This is a genomic window from Aeromonas sp. 25-248, assembly GCF_053005425.1.
Genome location: NZ_JBRKTB010000001.1, coordinates 42775 through 60219 on the forward strand (window position 1 = coordinate 42775; position 17445 = coordinate 60219).

19 protein-coding genes are annotated in these 17445 nt (G+C 64.5%); 12 read left to right on the forward strand and 7 right to left on the reverse strand.

The window, feature by feature from the left end:
- The first annotated feature begins 127 nt into the window (after positions 1-127).
- From ACVDHI_RS00155 to serA, 4 genes are all read left to right on the forward strand, one after another.
- Positions 128-1474 carry a Na+/H+ antiporter NhaC family protein gene (locus ACVDHI_RS00155; protein WP_039040381.1) on the forward strand — a complete coding sequence of 449 codons (1347 nt, stop codon included), beginning with the start codon at positions 128-130 and terminating at the stop codon, positions 1472-1474.
- Between the two features lie 104 nt (positions 1475-1578).
- Entirely contained in the window at positions 1579-2175 is a 597-nt protein-coding gene (locus tag ACVDHI_RS00160; RefSeq protein WP_042014685.1) for a 5-formyltetrahydrofolate cyclo-ligase, read from the forward strand.
- 143 nt (positions 2176-2318) lie between these two features.
- Entirely contained in the window at positions 2319-2972 is a 654-nt protein-coding gene (gene rpiA / locus ACVDHI_RS00165) for a ribose-5-phosphate isomerase RpiA (protein ID WP_039040383.1), read from the forward strand.
- Positions 2973-3237: 265 nt separating this feature from the next.
- Positions 3238-4470, forward strand: a complete 1233-nt coding sequence (serA, locus tag ACVDHI_RS00170; RefSeq protein ID WP_039040384.1) for a phosphoglycerate dehydrogenase — start codon at positions 3238-3240, stop codon at positions 4468-4470.
- Positions 4471-4548: 78 nt separating this feature from the next.
- Here serA and ACVDHI_RS00175 read toward each other — a convergent pair whose 3' ends face one another.
- Complete coding sequence (locus tag ACVDHI_RS00175) at positions 4549-4929, reverse strand: diacylglycerol kinase (RefSeq protein WP_039040385.1); 381 nt, start codon at positions 4927-4929, stop codon at positions 4549-4551.
- Between the two features lie 141 nt (positions 4930-5070).
- Here ACVDHI_RS00175 and ACVDHI_RS00180 point away from each other — a divergent pair, with 141 nt between their 5' ends.
- The gene (locus ACVDHI_RS00180) at positions 5071-6135 is read left to right on the forward strand and encodes a 3-deoxy-7-phosphoheptulonate synthase (RefSeq protein ID WP_010675196.1); all 1065 of its coding nucleotides are present in this window, start codon (positions 5071-5073) and stop codon (positions 6133-6135) included.
- Between the two features lie 207 nt (positions 6136-6342).
- Here ACVDHI_RS00180 and ACVDHI_RS00185 read toward each other — a convergent pair whose 3' ends face one another.
- From ACVDHI_RS00185 to ACVDHI_RS00195, 3 genes are all read right to left on the reverse strand, one after another.
- Positions 6343-7116 (reverse strand): ATP-binding cassette domain-containing protein, encoded by a 774-nt coding sequence (locus ACVDHI_RS00185; RefSeq protein ID WP_042014689.1) that lies wholly within the window; start codon positions 7114-7116, stop codon positions 6343-6345.
- Complete coding sequence (btuC, locus tag ACVDHI_RS00190; protein WP_039041213.1) at positions 7103-8110, reverse strand: vitamin B12 ABC transporter permease BtuC; 1008 nt, start codon at positions 8108-8110, stop codon at positions 7103-7105. The genes ACVDHI_RS00185 and btuC overlap by 14 nt, the downstream gene beginning before the upstream one ends.
- 75 nt (positions 8111-8185) lie before the next feature.
- Positions 8186-8917 (reverse strand): substrate-binding periplasmic protein, encoded by a 732-nt coding sequence (locus ACVDHI_RS00195; protein ID WP_039041212.1) that lies wholly within the window; start codon positions 8915-8917, stop codon positions 8186-8188.
- A 112-nt stretch (positions 8918-9029) separates the two neighbouring features.
- Here ACVDHI_RS00195 and ACVDHI_RS00200 point away from each other — a divergent pair, with 112 nt between their 5' ends.
- Together ACVDHI_RS00200 and tapW are read left to right on the forward strand one after the other, a co-directional pair.
- Positions 9030-9386 (forward strand): DMT family protein, encoded by a 357-nt coding sequence (locus ACVDHI_RS00200; protein WP_010675200.1) that lies wholly within the window; start codon positions 9030-9032, stop codon positions 9384-9386.
- A gap of 56 nt (positions 9387-9442) precedes the next feature.
- Positions 9443-10579 carry a type IVa pilus ATPase TapW gene (tapW, locus tag ACVDHI_RS00205; protein ID WP_029314740.1) on the forward strand — a complete coding sequence of 379 codons (1137 nt, stop codon included), beginning with the start codon at positions 9443-9445 and terminating at the stop codon, positions 10577-10579.
- Positions 10580-10640: 61 nt separating this feature from the next.
- Here tapW and ACVDHI_RS00210 read toward each other — a convergent pair whose 3' ends face one another.
- The 3 genes from ACVDHI_RS00210 to ACVDHI_RS00220 are packed head-to-tail and all read right to left on the reverse strand — an operon-like array spanning position 10641 to position 13424.
- Positions 10641-10883 carry a FeoC-like transcriptional regulator gene (locus tag ACVDHI_RS00210; RefSeq protein WP_010675202.1) on the reverse strand — a complete coding sequence of 81 codons (243 nt, stop codon included), beginning with the start codon at positions 10881-10883 and terminating at the stop codon, positions 10641-10643.
- A 46-nt stretch (positions 10884-10929) separates the two neighbouring features.
- On the reverse strand, positions 10930-13200 hold the full coding sequence (feoB, locus tag ACVDHI_RS00215) for a Fe(2+) transporter permease subunit FeoB (RefSeq protein ID WP_323921354.1): 2271 nt from the start codon (positions 13198-13200) through the stop codon (positions 10930-10932).
- Complete coding sequence (locus tag ACVDHI_RS00220) at positions 13197-13424, reverse strand: FeoA family protein (protein WP_010675204.1); 228 nt, start codon at positions 13422-13424, stop codon at positions 13197-13199. Before ACVDHI_RS00220 ends, feoB begins: the two co-directional genes overlap by 4 nt.
- Positions 13425-13543: 119 nt before the next feature.
- Here ACVDHI_RS00220 and ACVDHI_RS00225 point away from each other — a divergent pair, with 119 nt between their 5' ends.
- From ACVDHI_RS00225 to ACVDHI_RS00245, 5 genes are all read left to right on the forward strand, one after another.
- Positions 13544-13873 carry a translation initiation factor gene (locus ACVDHI_RS00225; RefSeq protein ID WP_039041208.1) on the forward strand — a complete coding sequence of 110 codons (330 nt, stop codon included), beginning with the start codon at positions 13544-13546 and terminating at the stop codon, positions 13871-13873.
- A gap of 253 nt (positions 13874-14126) precedes the next feature.
- Positions 14127-14684 carry a TMEM165/GDT1 family protein gene (locus tag ACVDHI_RS00230; protein WP_010675206.1) on the forward strand — a complete coding sequence of 186 codons (558 nt, stop codon included), beginning with the start codon at positions 14127-14129 and terminating at the stop codon, positions 14682-14684.
- Between the two features lie 217 nt (positions 14685-14901).
- Positions 14902-15840, forward strand: coding sequence for a DUF2157 domain-containing protein (locus tag ACVDHI_RS00235; RefSeq protein WP_039041207.1), 939 nt, complete (start codon positions 14902-14904; stop codon positions 15838-15840).
- On the forward strand, positions 15833-16840 hold the full coding sequence (locus ACVDHI_RS00240; RefSeq protein WP_042014995.1) for a DUF4401 domain-containing protein: 1008 nt from the start codon (positions 15833-15835) through the stop codon (positions 16838-16840). Before ACVDHI_RS00235 ends, ACVDHI_RS00240 begins: the two co-directional genes overlap by 8 nt.
- Positions 16837-17331 carry a GDYXXLXY domain-containing protein gene (locus tag ACVDHI_RS00245; protein ID WP_239053776.1) on the forward strand — a complete coding sequence of 165 codons (495 nt, stop codon included), beginning with the start codon at positions 16837-16839 and terminating at the stop codon, positions 17329-17331. The genes ACVDHI_RS00240 and ACVDHI_RS00245 overlap by 4 nt, the downstream gene beginning before the upstream one ends.
- Positions 17332-17445 lie beyond the last annotated feature (114 nt).

Below are 17445 nucleotides of genomic sequence, written 5' to 3' on the forward strand. Positions count from 1 at the left end.
TATCTTGACCCGGGCGGGCCGACTCACTACTGTTGGCCCCCCATGGTGGCAGGATGCCCGCCCTGTGCCCGCCCCGGAGGCGCCACAGGCAACGACAGGAGGTCATTGTTCAAGTTTCGAGGAACACATGATCCAGACCCAACCCCGTGCCAGAGCCCTGCTGCCCCTTCTGGTCTTTCTTGCCCTCTTCATCGGTACCGGTACCTGGCTGACCCTGCAGGGGGTCGAGTTCGCCTTCTACCAGCTCCCCGCCCCCGTTGCCGCCCTGCCTGCCGTCATGCTGGCCCTGCTGATGGGACGCGAGGGGTTCAACAAGAACCTCGAGACTTTCTTCAAGGGGGTGGGCGAGAGCAACATCATGGCCATGTGCCTCATCTATTTGCTGGCGGGCGCCTTCGCCACCGTGGCCAAGGCCACCGGCGGGGTGGATGCCACGGTCGCCCTCGGCCTCTCCCTCATTCCGGGCTGGTGCCTGCTGCCGGGGCTCTTCCTCATCTCTGCCTTCATTGCCACCGCCATGGGTACCTCCATGGGCACCATCGGCGCCGTGGCACCGGTGGCGCTGGGCGTCGCCCAGGCCGCCGGCATCGATCCGATGCTGATGGCGGGGACCATCCTCTCCGGCGCCATGTTCGGCGACAACCTCTCCATCATCTCAGACACCACCATCGCTGCCACCCGCAGCCAGGGCTGCGAGATGAAGGACAAGTTTCGCGAGAACATCAAGATTGCCGCCCCCGCCGCCGTGCTGGTGATCCTGCTCTATCTGGTGCTGGGCTCCACCGGTGAAGCGCCGGCCCCCACCGCCGAGGCGGACTTGCTCAAGGTCGCCCCCTATCTGCTGATCCTGGTGCTGGCCCTCTCTGGCATGAACGTCTTCATGGTACTGGGGCTCGGCATCCTGGCGGCCGGTGGCGTGGGGCTGCTTGGCAGCTACTCCCTCGGCCAGTTCAGCAAGGACATCTATCAGGGCTTTACCAGCATGCAGGAGATCTTCCTGCTCTCCATGCTCATCGGCGGTCTGGGTGCCCTGATGGAACGCCAAGGGGGGCTCGCCTGGATAAGTGAGCGCATCGCCGCCCTGATTGCCCGCTTCACCCGCCACCACGATGGCGAGCAGAACGAGAAGGCGGCCGAGCTCGGCATCGCCGGCGTGGTGAGCCTCACCAACCTGTGCACCGCCAACAACACCGTGGCCATCATAGTCGCGAGCAAGGTGGCCAGGGATCTGGCGGACCATCACGGGGTCACCCCGCGCCGCGCCGCCTCCATGCTGGACATCTTCTCCTGCGTGGTACAGGGGCTCATCCCCTGGGGCGCCCAGGCGCTGCTGCTGGGTTCCATCTTCGCCCTCTCGCCGATCCTGGTCGTGAGCATGAGCTTCTACCCCATGGCGCTGGCCCTGGCCGCCATCGTGGCCGTTTTCCTCAAGCACCAGATGGGTGCAGTGGCTCCCGCCCCCCACCGTTCCTGACGCCCGACCTCAGGGGCCGCCCGGCTGGCGGCCCCGCCATCGGCTTTTCATCCCGTCGGCCCCTTGCTAAGGTAGCGCCAGCCCACCTTTGCCCAGGAGTCCCCATGCCGGATACCCAACCCGAACGACAGAACCTGCGCCAGCTCATTCGCCAGCGCAGAAAAAGCCTGAGCCAGGCCGAGCAGCAGGCGGCGGCCCAGCAGCTGGTCGAGCGCTTCCAGGAACACCTCGGCATCCTCGCGGCCAGGCGCATCGCCCTCTATCTGGCCAACGACGGGGAGCTCGATCCCCTGCCCGCCATCCACTGGCTGTGGGCCCGGCAAAAGGAGGTCTACCTGCCGGTGCTGCACCCCTTCACCCCGGGCCACCTGCTCTTCTTGCGCTACACCGCCACCACCCCCATGACCCGCAACCGCTACGGCATCGCCGAGCCCGAGCTCGACGTGCAGCAGGTACTGCCCCACAGCATGCTGGACATCATCTGCACCCCGCTGGTGGCCTTCGATGAGGCTGGCAACCGCCTCGGCATGGGGGGCGGCTACTACGATCGCACCCTCGCCTGCTGGCACGAGCACCAGCTCGGCCCAAGACCCCTGGGGCTCGCCCACGATTGCCAGCAGGTGGATGCCGTCCCCCGGGAACAGTGGGACGTGCCGCTCCCCCAGATCATCACCCCCAGCCGCAGCTGGCACTTTGCCTGATGAGGCGGGGGCGCCCCCTTCGGTTCAATAAACAGGCAAACGATTTACATCTTGGGGATTTTTGCGCCGGAACGTGAGCACCATGGTCGCTCTGGGGGGGATGCTTGGATATAATGCGCCCGCTTTTTCCATAAGGATCCATCATGACTCAAGATGAAATGAAGAAGGCGGCCGGTTGGGCTGCGCTCAAATACGTGGTACCCGGCACCATCGTCGGGGTGGGCACCGGCTCTACCGTCAATCACTTCATCGACGCACTGGCGACCATGAAAGACCAGATCAAGGGCGCGGTGTCGAGCTCCATCGCCTCCACCGAGCGCCTCAAGGGTCTCGGCATCCCGGTGTTTGACCTCAACGACATCGATGCCCTCTCCGTCTACGTGGATGGTGCCGACGAGATCAACGCCAGCCGCGACATGATCAAGGGGGGCGGTGCCGCCCTGACCCGCGAGAAGATCGTCGCCGCCGTGGCCGACCAGTTCATCTGCATCATCGACAACACCAAGACCGTCGACGTGCTGGGCACCTTCCCCCTGCCGGTGGAAGTGATCCCCATGGCCCGCGAATACGTGGCCCGCGAGATCCGCGCCCTTGGCGGCAACCCGGTGTGGCGTGAAGGGGTGGTGACCGACAACGGCAACATCATCCTGGACGTCAAGGGCATGGCCATCACCGATGCCAAGGCTCTGGAAACCCGCCTCAACAGCATCGTGGGCGTGGTCACCAACGGCCTGTTCGCCCATCGTGGCGCCGACGTTGTGCTGATCGGCACCCCCGAGGGCGTGATCACCAACTAAGGCCTGCTCCCCGGACCTCCCCCTCCGGGCAAGCCCCCGCCCCGGTCAGTCAATCTGACTGCCCCAAATGGACAACGGCGCCTCATGGCGCCGTTTCTGGTTATCCCTCAATGGCTTGTAGCAGCACATCTGCAACAATCGTTGATAACTTCAAAGAATTTGACTTTCGTCACAAATATTCCCTCTCCCAAACGTTTTTGCTACTTTACGGTTTTCTTCACACTGCAAGCCTGAACGCATTTTTCAAAACAATAGAGGGAACGTCATGACAGCCAAGTTTTCGCTGGACAAGGATAAGATCAAGGTACTGCTGCTGGAGGGAGTCCATCCCAATACGGTGGAGACCTTTCGGGCAGCCGGCTACACCAATGTGGAATATCTGAAGACGTCCCTGTCGGAAGAGGAGTTGATCGAGCGCATTCGTGACGTGCATTTCGTGGGCCTGCGTTCACGCACCCAGATCACCGAGAAGGTGCTGGATGCCGCCACCAAGCTGGTGGCCATCGGCTGCTTCTGCATCGGCACCAACCAGGTCTCCCTCGACGCCGCCCACGTGCGCGGCATTCCCGTCTTCAACGCCCCCTTCTCCAACACCCGCTCCGTGGCCGAACTGGTACTGGGGGAGATCCTGCTGCTGCTGCGCGGCATTCCCGAGAAGAACGCCAAGTGCCATCGCGGCGTCTGGGAGAAGCTGGCAAACCGCAGCGTCGAAGCCCGCGGCAAGAAGCTCGGCATCATCGGCTACGGCCACATCGGCACCCAGCTTGGCATCATCGCCGAGATGATCGGCATGAAGGTCTACTACTACGACATCGAGAACAAGCTCTCCCTTGGCAACGCCATCCAGGTGCCGAACCTGGTGGAGCTGCTCAACATGTCTGACGTCATCAGCCTGCACGTACCGGAAACCGCCTCCACCAAGGATCTCATCGGTGCAGAGCAACTGCGCATGATGAAACCGGGCGCCATCTTCATCAACGCCTCCCGCGGCACCGTGGTGGACATCGACGCCCTGGCCGACGTCATCAAGAGCGGCCACCTCTCCGGCGCCGCCATCGACGTCTTCCCGGTGGAGCCCAAGTCCAACGACGAGGAGTTCCTCACCCCCCTGCGCGGCCTGGACAACGTGATCCTGACCCCCCACATCGGCGGCTCCACCCAGGAAGCCCAGGAGAACATCGGTCTGGAAGTGGCCAACAAGCTGGTCAAATACTCCGACAACGGCTCCACCCTCTCCGCGGTCAACTTCCCGGAAGTCTCCCTGCCCGGCCACAAGGGCTCCAGCCGCCTGCTGCACATTCACCGCAACCAGCCCGGCGTGATGAACCAGATCAACCAGATCTTCGCCGACGAGGGGATCAACATCGCCGGTCAGTACCTGCAGACCAGCAGCGAGATCGGTTACGTGGTCATCGACGTCGAAACCGAGCACAGCGAGAAGGCCCTGGCCCGTCTCAAAGAGATCAATGGGACCATCCGTGCCCGGATCCTGCACTGATAAGCCCTTATCTGCGCAGTAAAAAGCCCGTCGTGATGACGGGCTTTTTTATGTCAGAAGAAAGCTTGCTCTCGCAACCTACCACCAGCCCAGCAGGTTGCGGCCCACCAGGGCGCCCCACACCAGGGCATTGAGGGCCAGGGCGATGAAGACGGCGGCGGAGCCCAGATCCTTGGCGCGGCCCGAGAGTTCGTGATGCTCGGAGCCGATGCGATCCACCACCGCCTCCACGGCGGAGTTGAGCACCTCGACGATCACCACCAGCCAGCTGATACAGACGAGCAGCAGGATCTCGTTGAGGGAGTCACCTATCCAGAATGCCAGCGGCATCAGCAGCAGGATGAGCAGCAGCTCCTGGCGGAAGGCGGCCTCGTTGATCCAGGCCGATTTGAGACCTTTCATGCTGTAACCGGTTGCGTTGATGATGCGGGTGATCCCGGTCGCGCCTGGCTTTGCCACGATAACTACCTCATTTGAAATGGCTTTTGGGTTCACATCCTATCAGAGCCGCCCAAGGTTTCCATCGGGTGACTTTTGCTTTATTTTATTCCCTTGCATTTTGGCATCCCGCCCACCTTATCCACTCGAGAATTGAGTCGTATGTCCATTCACACCGATGAATTGCGCACCCGTCGCCTGGAGGCCCTGATCACCCCCAGCGAGCTGGCGCACGCCTTCCCGTTAACCGACACCATCGCCCAGAACCTGCTGGATGCCCGCCGCCAAGTGGAAGCCATTCTGTCCGGTGAGGATCAGCGCCTGCTGGTCATCGTCGGCCCCTGCTCCATCCACGATCCCGCCGCCGCCCACGAATACGCTCTGCGTCTGAACACCCTGCGTGAAGAGTACAAAGAGAGCCTGTGCATCGTGATGCGCACCTACTTCGAGAAGCCGCGTACCATCGTCGGCTGGAAGGGGCTCATCAATGATCCGCGCCTGGACGGCAGTTTCGACGTCAATGAAGGGCTGAAACTGGCCCGCAAACTGCTGGTGGACATCAACGAGACCGGCATGCCCACCGCCACCGAGTTCCTGGACATGGTGACCGGCCAGTACATCAGCGATCTCATCACCTGGGGCGCCATCGGGGCGCGCACCACCGAATCCCAGGTTCACCGGGAGATGGCCTCCGCCCTCTCCTGCCCGGTGGGGTTCAAGAACGGCACCGACGGCAACACCCGCATCGCCATCGATGCGGTGCGCGCCGCCCGTCACAGCCACATCTTCTACTCCCCGGACAAGGACGGCAAGATGACCATCTACCGCACCGCCGGCAACCCCTACGGCCACGTGATCCTGCGCGGCGGCCACAGGCCCAACTACGACACCGCCAGCATCGACGAGGCGTGCGAGGCTCTGGCCCAGGTGGGCCTGCCTGAGCGCCTGGTGGTGGACTTCAGCCACGGCAACAGCATGAAGGATCACCGCCGCCAACTGCTGGTGGCCCAGGATATCTGCGATCAGCTGCGCCGCGGCCGCACCGGCATCGCCGGCATCATGGCCGAGAGCTTCCTGGTGGAAGGGCGTCAGGACGTGGAGAACGGCTGTGCCGCCACCTTCGGCCAGAGCATCACCGATGCCTGTCTGTCGTGGAGTGACACCGAAACCCTGCTGGCCATGCTGGCAGAAGCCGCCCAGGTGCGGCTGGACAAGCAGAAAGCCTGAGCAACCGCTCAACGCTCTCTCTACCAAAAGAGCCAGGCATCACGGATGCCTGGCTCTTTTCATTTCCACAGTGATTCACTCGCCCCCTTGGCTTCACTCAGCCTCTGCAGGTTTTCAATGCTGTATCCGTAGTCGACGGAGCGGCTCCCTTCTCGCACTTGTTTCAAAAGAATGGGAGAAGGGCTGGGGATGAGGGGGAAGACCGCCTCACAGGCTCGGCATAAACCAGGTGCGGCCGGCCGCCTCGATACGATCGGTGCGGATCTGGAACACCCGCTCCAGCAGCGCCTCGTCGATGATCCCGACGTCCCCTTCCCCCACCACGCGGCCCTGTTGCAGGCAGAGCACGCGATCCGCCCAGTCGATGGCCAGATTGATGTCGTGGATGGCCACCACCACCAGCAATCCCTGCGCGGCCAGTTGCTTGAGCAGCCGCAGCAGCGCCATCTGGTGATGCAGATCCAGCCCCGCCAGGGGTTCATCCAGCAGCAGCACCCGCCCGGTCGGATTGAGGCTTGGCCACAGTTGCAGCAGGGTGCGGGCGATCAGCACCCGCTGCTGCTCCCCCCCGGACAAGCGGCTGAAGTCCCGTGCCAGCAGAGGAGCCAGTTCCAGGGCGTCGCACACATCCGCCACCGCCTGCGCCTGGGCATCGGGGCCCCCCTCCTCCAGCCCCAGGCTCAGCACCTGGAACACCGGGATGTGGAACAGCTGGGGCTGGCGCTGGGGCAGCATGGCGCGCCGCGTTGCAAGCTCGGGCCAGCTCAGGGTCGTGATGACCTCTCCTCCCAGCAAGACGGCGCCATCGGCGGGCAGCAGGCCCGCCAGGGCCCCGAGCAGGGAGGACTTGCCGCTGCCGTTGGGGCCGAGCAGGGCCACCAGCTGACCACCGGACCAGGCCAGATCCAGGGGGGCGAGGCGATGGGGGATGGCCAGGGCGCGGGCCTCCAGCCTCCAGGGGGCGGGATCAGCGGGACACATCGGCATCTTGTCTCAGCAGCAGATAGATAAAGAGCGGGGCGCCCACCGAGGCGGTGATGACCCCGATGGGCAGTTCACCGGCGTGCAGCGCCGAGCGGGCCACCAGATCGGCCCCGAGCAGCAGGGCGCCGCCCCCCAGCGCCGAGGCGGGCAGCAGGAAGCGCTGATCGCTGCCACCGCACAGGCGCAGCAGGTGAGGCACCACCAGGCCGACGAAGCCGATGACGCCGCACAGGGAGACCGCCACCCCGGTGAGCAGGCAGACCGCCAGCACCAGGCGTACCCGCATGCTGTCCACGTTCAGCCCCATGAGGCGGGCCTGGGTCTCTCCCAGCAGCAGTTGTTGCAGTGCCCGCCCCTGCCAGCAGAGCCAGCCGAGGGTGAGGGGCAGCACCAGCCACCACCAGGCGAGCTGCTGGCTGCCGTAGGCGAGGCTGCCCATCATCCAGAACATGAATTCCCGCAAGGCGCCGTCGTCGGCGAAATACATCAGCCAGGTCATGGCCGCATTGGTGAGGATGCCGATGGCGACCCCGAACAGCAGCAGCCGCCCATGGCCGAGCCGTGCCCGGCGTGCGAGACGGATGAGCAGCATGGTCACCACCAGGGCGCCGCCAAAGGCCGCCAGCGACAGCCCCCAGCCCGGCAGATAGAGCCCGAGCCCCTTGGCCACCGCCATCGCCACCATGGCGGCGAGGCCTGCGCCGCTCGAGACGCCGAGCAGGCCGGGTTCCGCCACCGGATTGTGCAGCATCACCTGGAGCACGGCACCGCCGCAGGCAAGGGAGGCCCCCGCCAGCAGAGCCAGCAGGGCGCGCGGCAGGCGCAGCTCCAGCAGGATACGCAGCTCCAGATCCCCCAGCGGCTGCCAGGGCAGCAGCACGAACTCCCCGAGGGCGAGGGAGAGCAGGAACAGGGCCAGGGTCAGCAGCGACAGCAGGAGCAGCCAGCGGCGCTGCCAGCGCTGCTGGCGACGGATGAGAGCGAGATACACGGGATCCCCAAGAAGCGAGGCCCGCCGGGGGGCAGGCAGGAAAGCTGCATGATAACAGCGCGTTACCACCCAAGGTCAAGGCTGGTAGGGCTTGGCCAGCGCCGCTATCTCGCCGCTCTCCACCATGGCTTGCAACGCCTGCGCCAGCTTGGGGCCTAGCTCATGGTGGGGTGAGTGCTTGCTCATCCCGAGGTAGAGCACCACCGGGTTGGGGGGCTGGAAGGGCGCCTTGACGAGGCCGGCGTCGTTACGCTGGCTCAGGGCGTAATCCACCTGGCAGTCGGTCCCTATCATCAGGGGCAGGTGACCCCGCTCCACCATGCGCTGCAACTGGTCTTCGGTGGGGACCCCGTGCTTGTCGAGCTGGGTGTCGCCATCGAAGGGGGGGAAGTAGGCGGAGTTGAGCACATAGCCTATCTCGCGGCCCCGCAGATCCTCGTAGCGCCTGAGGCCGGCCACGGCGGCGGGCTTGCCATAGAAGGCAGGCCGGCACTGGTAATAGGACGGCTGCAGGTAGTCGATGAAGGCGGCCCGCTCCTCGGTGTGAGCCAGCCCTATCATCAGATCCGCCTGACCGGTCTGCATCTGTTTAAGTGCCCGTCCCCAGGGCACCCGTTTGAGGGTGAGCACAATGCCGCTGCGTGCCTGCAACTGGCGCAGAATGTCGATATCCAGCCCCTGGAAGTCGTCGTTCTCTGCCAGCATGCGAAACGGCGGCCAGACATCGGTGGCCACCGTCAGGGTCGGCGCACCTTGCGCCCAGCAGGCAAACAACAGACAAAGCGCACCCCAGCTTGTCTTGCCCATCCAGCTTTCGCCTTCTTTTGTTACATCCTTGTGAGCTAAAAATACCCTCAAGCACCACTTATGAAAACCCATGGAGTCGAGATAAAATGCATTGATTTAAAAGGAGAACCTAATGAACCCCATCATGACCAGTATCGGCCTGCTCATCTGCAGCAACGTCTTCATGACGTTTGCCTGGTACGCCCATCTCAAGAGCATGAATCACAAACCCTGGATCATCGCCGCCCTGGTGAGCTGGGGGATAGCCCTGTTCGAATACCTGTTGCAGGTGCCCGCCAACCGCATCGGCCACACCGTGCTCTCCGTCGGCCAGCTCAAGATCCTGCAGGAGGTGATCACCCTCACCGTGTTCGTTCCCTTCTCCATCTTCTATCTGAAAGAAGATCTGAAGTGGGACTACCTCTGGGCGGGTCTGTGCATCCTGGGCGCGGTCTTTTTTGTGTTCCGCGAAAAACTGACCGGCGCCTGAGGCTGTACACTCAAGCCATTCATCATCCCCCAGCCCTTTGAGCGACGAGGCCCCTCATGGAATTGAGAGACATGCTGCAGATCCTGGCCAAACAGGACGGTTCCGATCTCTATCTCTCCACCGGCGCCCCCCCCTGCGCCAAGTTCAACGGCGCCCTGCGCCCCCTCACCCAGGAGCCCCTGGGGCCGGGCGAGGTGGCCCGCATCGCCTACGACATCATGGATCTCGAGCAGAAACAGCAGTTCGAGAAAGAGCTGGAGATGAACCTCGCCATCTCCCTGCCCCAGATAGGCCGTTTTCGAGTCAACATCTTCAAGCAGCGCAATGAAGTCTCCCTGGTGGCGCGCAACATCAAGACCGAGATCCCCCGCTTCGAGGATCTCAAACTCCCCCCGGTACTCCTCGACACCATCATGGAGAAGCGGGGTCTGGTGCTCTTCGTCGGCGGCACCGGGTCCGGCAAGTCCACGTCGCTCGCGGCCCTCATCGATCATCGCAACCGCAACAGCGGCGGCCACATCATCACCATCGAAGATCCGGTGGAGTTCGTCCATCGCCACCAGAAGAGCATCATCAACCAGCGGGAGGTGGGGGTGGATACCCGCAGCTTCCACGCGGCCCTGAAGAACACCCTGCGCCAGGCGCCGGACGTCATCCTCATCGGTGAAATCCGCGATCGGGAGACCATGGAGCATGCCCTCGCCTTCTCGGAAACCGGGCATCTGGCCATCTCCACCCTGCACGCCAACAACGCCAACCAGGCGTTGGATCGCATCATCAACTTCTTCCCGGAAGAGCGCAGACCCCAACTGCTCAACGACCTTGGCAACAACCTCAAGGCCTTTGTCTCCCAGCGGCTGGTGAAGACCACGGACGGCGGGCGCCGGGCGGCGGTTGAGGTGATGCTCGGAACCCACACGGTGCGCGATCTCATCAAGCGCGGCGAGTTTGGCGGCCTCAAGGAGATCATGGAAAAATCCAGGGCCCTTGGCATGGTGACCTTCGACAGTACCCTGTTCGATCTGGTGGTCGAGGGGGTGATCGACGAGGAGGAGGCGGTGAAGAACGCGGACTCCCAGAACAACCTGCGCCTCAAGATCAAACTCTGGCGGGAGAAGGGCCAGATAGGCAACAGCGCGGCGGCGAGCGGCTGGAGCCTGGAGCCCACCAAGGACGAGGGCGACCTCTTCTAAGACGAGCCCGGCGGCCACGAAAAAGGGAACCCTCGGGTTCCCTTTTGCATATGGGCAGGCGTCAGCCCTTCTGGATCAGCCCTATCTGGCCGGGCTCGCACCACTCGAACGTCACCTCTTCGTGCTTGCCGCAGCAGGAGCCGCCACACAGGCGGCTCTCCCGCTTGGCGACGCGCCCCTTGCGCATCCAGACCCCGAGCATGGCCTCTACCGCATCCTCGGAGGTGTGAAAGTGGCGGGCCAGCGCCCGCCGGCTCACCTTCTTGTGAAGGGCCAGATAGTCCCCCAGTTCACGCAGGATCACAGAATACCCTCCCTCTCGGCGCACTCGCCCCTGACCATGAGCCCCTTCACAGGGTCACCACCTTGCGGGCGACGATGTCGCCGTGACGACGCCCCAGCCACCAGAGCAGCCCCAGGGAGAACAGATAGCTCAGGCTCCAGACCAGGCTCTGCGCCGGGTGGGCGGCGAAGGTCGCCAGTTGATAGAAGAGAGTGGCGCACAGGAAGGCGACGTAGTTGCACCAGGCGGCGGTGAACAGGGCCCACTGGCGACCGGTCTCTCGCACCAGAGCCCCCATGGCGGCGGCGCAGGGCATGTAGAGCAGCACGAACAACAGGTAGGCAAAGGCTCCGGCCACGCCGTCGAAGTGGGTCTGCATGTTGCCGTAGGTGGAGGTGTCCACCTCCTGGGCCTCGGCTGCCGCCTGCTTGTCCTCCAGATCCCCCACCTTGAGCCCCATGGGATCGGCAGGGTCGATGTCCGCCAGGTTGGCGGGAATGGTGGCCAGCGCCGCTTTCAGGCTGCCCAGCAGGGAGTATTCACTCTCCTCCTCATCACCGGCGCCGCCGGCGTAGAGGCTGTTGAGGGTAGCGACCACCGCCTCCTTGGCAAAGATGCCGGTGAGGATGCCCACCGTGGCCTGCCAGTTGTCGTCCCGCACGCCTATGGGATGCAGCACCGGGGTCACGGACTGGCTCAGCTTGCTCAGCACCGAGTTCTCCTGATCCTGGTTGCCGAAGCTGCCGTCGGTGCCGAGGGAGTTAAGCACGCTCAGCACCGCCACCATCAGGACGATGGTCTTGCCCGCGCCGAAGATGAAGCCCTTGAGTTTCTGCCAGGTGCGCAGCCCCACGTCCACCGGACGGGGCCACTCGTAATCGGGCATCTCCATCACCATGGAATCGCTCTTGCCCGGCAGCAGGGTGCTGCGCAGGAAGAGGCCGGTGAGCACCGCCACCAGGATGCCGAACAGATAGAGACCGAACACCAGGTTCTGCCCCGACTCGGGGAAGAAGGCCACCGCGAACAGGGCGTAGACCGGCAGACGGGCACCGCAGGACATGAAGGGCGCCATGGCCGAGGTCATCAACCGCTCGCGCTCCGACCCCAGGGTGCGAGTCGCCATCACCGCGGGCACGGTGCAGCCAAAGCCCATCAGCATGGGGACGAAGGCCTTGCCGGGCAGGCCGAGGCGACGCATCAGGGCGTCCACCACGAAGGCGGCGCGGGCCAGATAGCCGGAGCTCTCCAGCACCGCGAGGAAGAGAAAGAGGCAGCCCACCACGGGGATGAAGGTCGCCACCGTCTGCAAACCGGCACCCACGCCGTCCGCGAGCACGGCTCCCAGCCAATCGGGGGCACTCATCAGCCCCAGCAGGTGGTGCACCCCGTCCACGAAGAGGGCCCCCCCGAGGATGTCGAAGAAGTCGATGAAGGCGCTGCCCACCTTGATGGCGAACATGAACATCAGGTACATCACCAGCAGGAAGAAGGGGATGCCCACCCAGCGGTTGAGCAGCACCCTGTCCAGCCGTTCGCTCTGGGCGACGGTGAGCTTGTCCTGATGGCGGCACGCCTGCTGGCACCAGTGGTGGATATGGCCGTAGCGCAAATCAGCGAGTTGCAGGTCGATGTCCTGGGCGTGGTGGGCGCGACTCACCACGTTGTCGGCCGCCGCCTGCTGCCCCGCCGCCAGGGTCTCCTGCATGGCGATGTCTTCCTCCAGCAGGCGCAGGGCGCGGCCACGGCGATGCAGATGATGAGGGGCGAGCAGGGTCTCCAGCTCGGCGATGTCCCCCTCGAGGGGCTGACCGTAGTCGAGCATCAGGGCGGGCTGGGACTGACCGATAAACTGATGGATCCCCTCTTTGAAGGCCGCTACCTGCTGGCGATTGTGGGCCGAGAGCGACACCACGGGGCACCCCAGCGCCTTGGCGAGCAAGGCCTCGTCGATGGTGATGCGCCGCTTTTGCAGCAGATCCATCTTGTTGAGCACCACCACCATGGGCAGCCCCAGCTCCCGCAGTTGCAGGGTGAGGTAGAGGGAGCGCTCCAGGTTGGCGGCATCGATGACGTTGAGCAGCAGATCCGGCTGCTGGCGCTGGACGAAGCGGCTGGCGATCTGCTCGTCCAGGCTCGCCTCCTGGTTGGCCAGGGCATAGATGCCGGGCAGGTCCACCAGGGTGTATTCCTGCCCGCGGGCAGCAAAGGCCCCCATCTTCTTGTCGACGGTGACCCCGCTCCAGTTCCCCACCTGCTGGCGGGAGCCGGTCAGGGCGTTGAACAGGGAGGTCTTGCCGCTGTTGGGATTGCCCACTGTGACCAGGTTGTAGCTCATACCGGCTCCACCTCGATTTGCTGGGCCAGACTCCGCTGCATGGAGAGGCAGATGCCCTGGCACTGGATCTGGAGCGGGTCCCCCAAGGGGGCGGCCCGCAGATAGAGGATCTCGGTCTGGGGCAGCAGCCCCATCACCATCAACTTGCGCCGCAAGGCGCGGCCAAGGTGGTTCATGTGCGTGATGCGAGCGCTCTGTCCCGGCGACAGCTCTGTGAGTACCATGACGGGCTCCTGAAGTTAAACAAGAATAATTCGCTTTTAATGGGGGGATTATAAGCTGTGCCCTCAACATTTATTTGCGTAAAATCAAACTCCGCTTAGCTAACCGACAAAGTATTGCCATGAGTCACGACAACAACAGCCGCCTGGTCTATAGCACGGACGGCGGCATGATCAAGGAATCCGCCCCTGCCCAGCACGCCTCCCCCTTCCCCGCCGACGGGGTCGTGCGCATCCGCCGCGAGACAAAGGGACGCAAGGGGGCCGGGGTCATCAGCATCCACGGCGTTCCCGCCGACCAGCAGAAGGCCCTCGCCACCCTGCTCAAGAAGAAGTGCGGTACCGGCGGCGGTCTCAAGGAGGGGATCATCGAGATCCAGGGGGACAAACGGGACCTCATCAAGGCCGAACTGGAGAAGGCCGGCTTTCAGGTCAAACTGGTGGGGGGATAATTCCCCATCCCGCGCCTTGCCTCACCGGGGGTTTTTCCCTAGAATGCCCGCTCCCATCGAGGGGGAGTAGTCTCGCCACGGACCCGTTTCGTGCGCGATCCTGATCAACATACTTGGTGCCAACTCACCATGGTCAGGGTGATCCGGGCAATGCCGGATTTGACAAGACCTTTGACGGGCCAGTGCCAAAACCGGGGACGGATGGCGCAGGCTTGTCTTTGGTTTATAACAATTCCGTCCCCCGGTCATTTTTATGGAAGCCTTGTTAACCTCCACCATCAGCGTTGCCATCGCCGAGATCGGCGACAAGACACAGCTGCTGGCCCTGTTGCTCATCTGTCGTTTTCGCAAACCCTGGCCCATCATCGCCGGCATGCTGGCTGCCACCCTGCTCAACCACGCAGGGGCCGCCTGGATAGGGGAATTCATCAGTCGCTGGATGGATCCCAAGGTGATGACCTGGCTGGTCGCTGGCGCCTTCATCGCCATGGCCGCCTGGATCCTGGTGCCGGACAAGATGGACGATGAAGAGAGTTCCCTGGACAAGTACGGCCCCTTCATGGCCACCTTCGTGCTCTTCTTCATCGCCGAGATCGGTGACAAGACCCAGATAGCCACCGTGCTGCTGGCAGCCAAGTACGACTCCCTGATCCAGGTGATCACCGGCACCACCCTCGGCATGATGCTGGCCAACGTGCCCGTGGTGCTGCTCGGCAAGCTCGGGGCCGACAAGCTCCCCCTCAAGGGGATCCGCATTGCCTGCGCCATCCTCTTTGCGGGGCTTGGCATCTCCACCCTGATCTTCGCCTGACCTCCATACAAGCCGGCGGGGGATCAGCGTGAGCACTGATCGCCACCGCCGCCCCGGATGTCCTTCAGGCCCCCTCCTCACGGCGGGGGCCTTTTTAGTACAAAGACATGGCCCCGTGCCGCGACCTGTGTCGCAGCGCCGACGGCGCCCCTGCCCCGAGACGCGGCGCCGTGCCATAATGCCTTATCTTTCAGGCATCACGGCTTCAGGAGCCCCCATGCACCTCACCTCAAGACAGACCCTGCTCGACTGGGTCAGGCGCGGCCGCCTGCCACGGGCCTCGCTGCCTGCCGCCCTGGCCCTGTGCGATCTGCCCCCCGGCCCTGCCCGCTGGCAGTGGCTGTTCGACAGGCTGCTGCTCTGGCTCGGCTGCCTCTGCCTTGGCGCCGGCCTCGTCTTCTTCGTCGCCTTCAACTGGCAGGCCCTGGGGCGCCTCTCACGTCTCGCCCTGCTGGAGCTGCCGTTGCTCACCATGCTCCTGGTGCTCTGGCGCAAACCCATGAGTGACACCCCGCGCCAGGCCCTGCTGCTGGCCCTGGCCCTCAACCTCGGCGCCCTGCTCGCCCTGGTGGGCCAGACCTACCAGACCGGCGCCGACCCCTGGCAGCTCTTCGCCACCTGGGCCCTGATGCTGCTGCCGCTGGCGGCCCTTGGCAGAAGCCCGCTGCTCTGGACCCTGGCCTGGCTGCTCGGTCAGCTCGCCCTGGTGCTCTACTGGCGGCTCGGCCTTCTCGATCTCTTCTTCTCCTTCAACGAGGAGGCCCTCGGCTGGTGCCTGACCCTGCTCAATGCCGCCCTCTGGGGTCTGCTCATCCTGGTGCCCGCCCGCTACGCCCTGATGCCCTCCTGGCTCGCGGGGCTGGCCGCGGGGCTCGGCATCACCCTGCTTACCCTGCTGGCCCTGTTCGATGCCGCCTCTCCCTGGGTCTGGCCTGCCTGGCTCGCCTGGCTCGGCGCCGCCTACCTGCGCTGGCACCACAGGTTCATCGCCGGGCTCGCCATGGGGTGCCTGAGCCTCATCGCCGTGATCCTCGCGGCCCTTGGCAAGTGGATGGAGCCGGACATGAACGGCTTTTTGCTGCTGGCCCTCATCGCCATCGGCCTGTCGGTGATGGCCAGCCGCTGGCTGCAACAACAACGGAGGCAGCATGTCTGATCTCACCCCCTGGGAGCGCCTGCGTGCAGCCCAACTTGTGGAAGGGGATGCCCCCCGGGATGAACAGCCCCACTGGTCGGGCCGTTTTCTGCTCGGCATGGTGGGCTGGATAGCCGCCCTCTTCCTGCTCTTCTTCCTCTTCATGGCCTTCGAGCAGCTGACCCGCGACCCCAACAACGCCCTCACCATGGGGATGGTGCTGATGGCCGCCGCCCTCGGTCTCAACCGCATGGCGACCCGCAGCGACCTCTGGGATCAGTTCGTGCTGGCGCTGGCGCTGGCGGCAGATGCCTGGCTGCTCTACGGCCTGCTGGACAGGCTGGATCTGAACGTCGCGTGGCTCTGGTTCGGTCTGACCGCCTTCTCCCTCGGGGTGGCCGCCCTGTTCGAGCACTGGCTGATCAGGCTGTTCCACAGCTTCGCCGCCGCCATCCTGCTCACCCTCGCCCTCGCCTGCCTCGGCCTGCACCTGCTGGCCCTGCCGCTGGTGATGGGCGCCGTCGCCCTGTGCTGGCTGCAGGCGGAGCGCGATCCCGCCCGCCATCTGCTCTATGAATCCCTCACCCTGGGGCTGGCACTCTCCCTGCTGGTGCTGGGACGGCTGCACCACCCCCTGTGGGAGGGAGGCACCAGCGTGCTCAATGAGCTCGGCAGCTCCCGCCTGCCCCTCTGGCTCAATCCCCTGCTCTGCGCCGCCCTGCTGCTCGCGGTCATGGTTCGCCTCAGGCTGCCGCTGCGCTACGGGCTGCCGCTGGTGGTGATCAGCGCCATCATTCCCGGCATGGGGGCTGGCGCCCTGGTGCTGGTGCTCGGCTTCTACGCCGGCAGCCTGGCCCTGATGACCCTGGCAGGCCTGCTGCTGCTCGGCTTTGGCTCCCTCTATTACTACGATCTGGGGCTGACCCTGATGACCAAGTCCTGGCTGCTGCTCGCCTCGGGGGCCCTGCTGCTCGGTACCCGTCAGTGGCTCAAGCACCTTCACAACGGGAGCCCCTCATGAGACGCCTCGCCTTTTTGCTGACCGGTCTTGCCCTGCTCGCCGGCATCAACGCCGCCGTCTGGCGCTTCGAGCACGCCATGAGCCAGGGGGAGGTGGTGCTGATCGAGCTGGCACCGGTCGACCCCCGCTCCCTGATGCAGGGGGACTACATGCGCCTGAACTACGCCCTCGCCCGCCAGCTGGCGGTGCGCCAGGCCGCCGCCGGCCCCCACACCCTGGTCGTTCGCCTGGATGAACATCAGGTGGTGCACTGGGTGGAAGGGGGCAAGCCCGAGGCCCCGGGCCCGGGGGAGCGCCTGCTCAAGGTGCGCCAGCGCGACGGCCAGTGGTTTATCGGGCCTGATGCCTTCTTCTTCGAAGAGGGCACGGGAGATCAGTATGAGTCGGCCCGCTACGGCGAGTTTCGTCTGCAAGAGGATGGCAGCACCCTGCTGGTGGGGCTGAGGGACGAAGCGTTCACCCCCCTGGGTCACACCCGCCCGGCCTGGTAAAAAGAGGGCGCCGATCCGGTTGTGAGTGGCGAGAGAATGACGGCCCCCGGCGGATAACGTCTGCGCCGGGTGGCGAAACGCCGTGACTTGGCAACACTTGAAACTGGGCACTCG

Coding starts and splice junctions, on each gene's coding strand:
- ACVDHI_RS00200 (WP_010675200.1), top strand. CDS start 9,030: ATGAACCCCATCATGACCAGTATCGGCCTGCTCATCTGCAGCAACGTC.
- ACVDHI_RS00180 (WP_010675196.1), top strand. CDS start 5,071: ATGTCCATTCACACCGATGAATTGCGCACCCGTCGCCTGGAGGCCCTG.
- rpiA (WP_039040383.1), top strand. CDS start 2,319: ATGACTCAAGATGAAATGAAGAAGGCGGCCGGTTGGGCTGCGCTCAAA.
- tapW (WP_029314740.1), top strand. CDS start 9,443: ATGGAATTGAGAGACATGCTGCAGATCCTGGCCAAACAGGACGGTTCC.
- ACVDHI_RS00220 (WP_010675204.1), bottom strand. CDS start 13,424: ATGGTACTCACAGAGCTGTCGCCGGGACAGAGCGCTCGCATCACGCAC.
- ACVDHI_RS00185 (WP_042014689.1), bottom strand. CDS start 7,116: ATGTGTCCCGCTGATCCCGCCCCCTGGAGGCTGGAGGCCCGCGCCCTG.
- ACVDHI_RS00155 (WP_039040381.1), top strand. CDS start 128: ATGATCCAGACCCAACCCCGTGCCAGAGCCCTGCTGCCCCTTCTGGTC.
- ACVDHI_RS00230 (WP_010675206.1), top strand. CDS start 14,127: ATGGAAGCCTTGTTAACCTCCACCATCAGCGTTGCCATCGCCGAGATC.
- serA (WP_039040384.1), top strand. CDS start 3,238: ATGACAGCCAAGTTTTCGCTGGACAAGGATAAGATCAAGGTACTGCTG.
- ACVDHI_RS00160 (WP_042014685.1), top strand. CDS start 1,579: ATGCCGGATACCCAACCCGAACGACAGAACCTGCGCCAGCTCATTCGC.
- ACVDHI_RS00225 (WP_039041208.1), top strand. CDS start 13,544: ATGAGTCACGACAACAACAGCCGCCTGGTCTATAGCACGGACGGCGGC.
- ACVDHI_RS00195 (WP_039041212.1), bottom strand. CDS start 8,917: ATGGGCAAGACAAGCTGGGGTGCGCTTTGTCTGTTGTTTGCCTGCTGG.
- feoB (WP_323921354.1), bottom strand. CDS start 13,200: ATGAGCTACAACCTGGTCACAGTGGGCAATCCCAACAGCGGCAAGACC.
- ACVDHI_RS00235 (WP_039041207.1), top strand. CDS start 14,902: ATGCACCTCACCTCAAGACAGACCCTGCTCGACTGGGTCAGGCGCGGC.
- ACVDHI_RS00245 (WP_239053776.1), top strand. CDS start 16,837: ATGAGACGCCTCGCCTTTTTGCTGACCGGTCTTGCCCTGCTCGCCGGC.
- ACVDHI_RS00240 (WP_042014995.1), top strand. CDS start 15,833: ATGTCTGATCTCACCCCCTGGGAGCGCCTGCGTGCAGCCCAACTTGTG.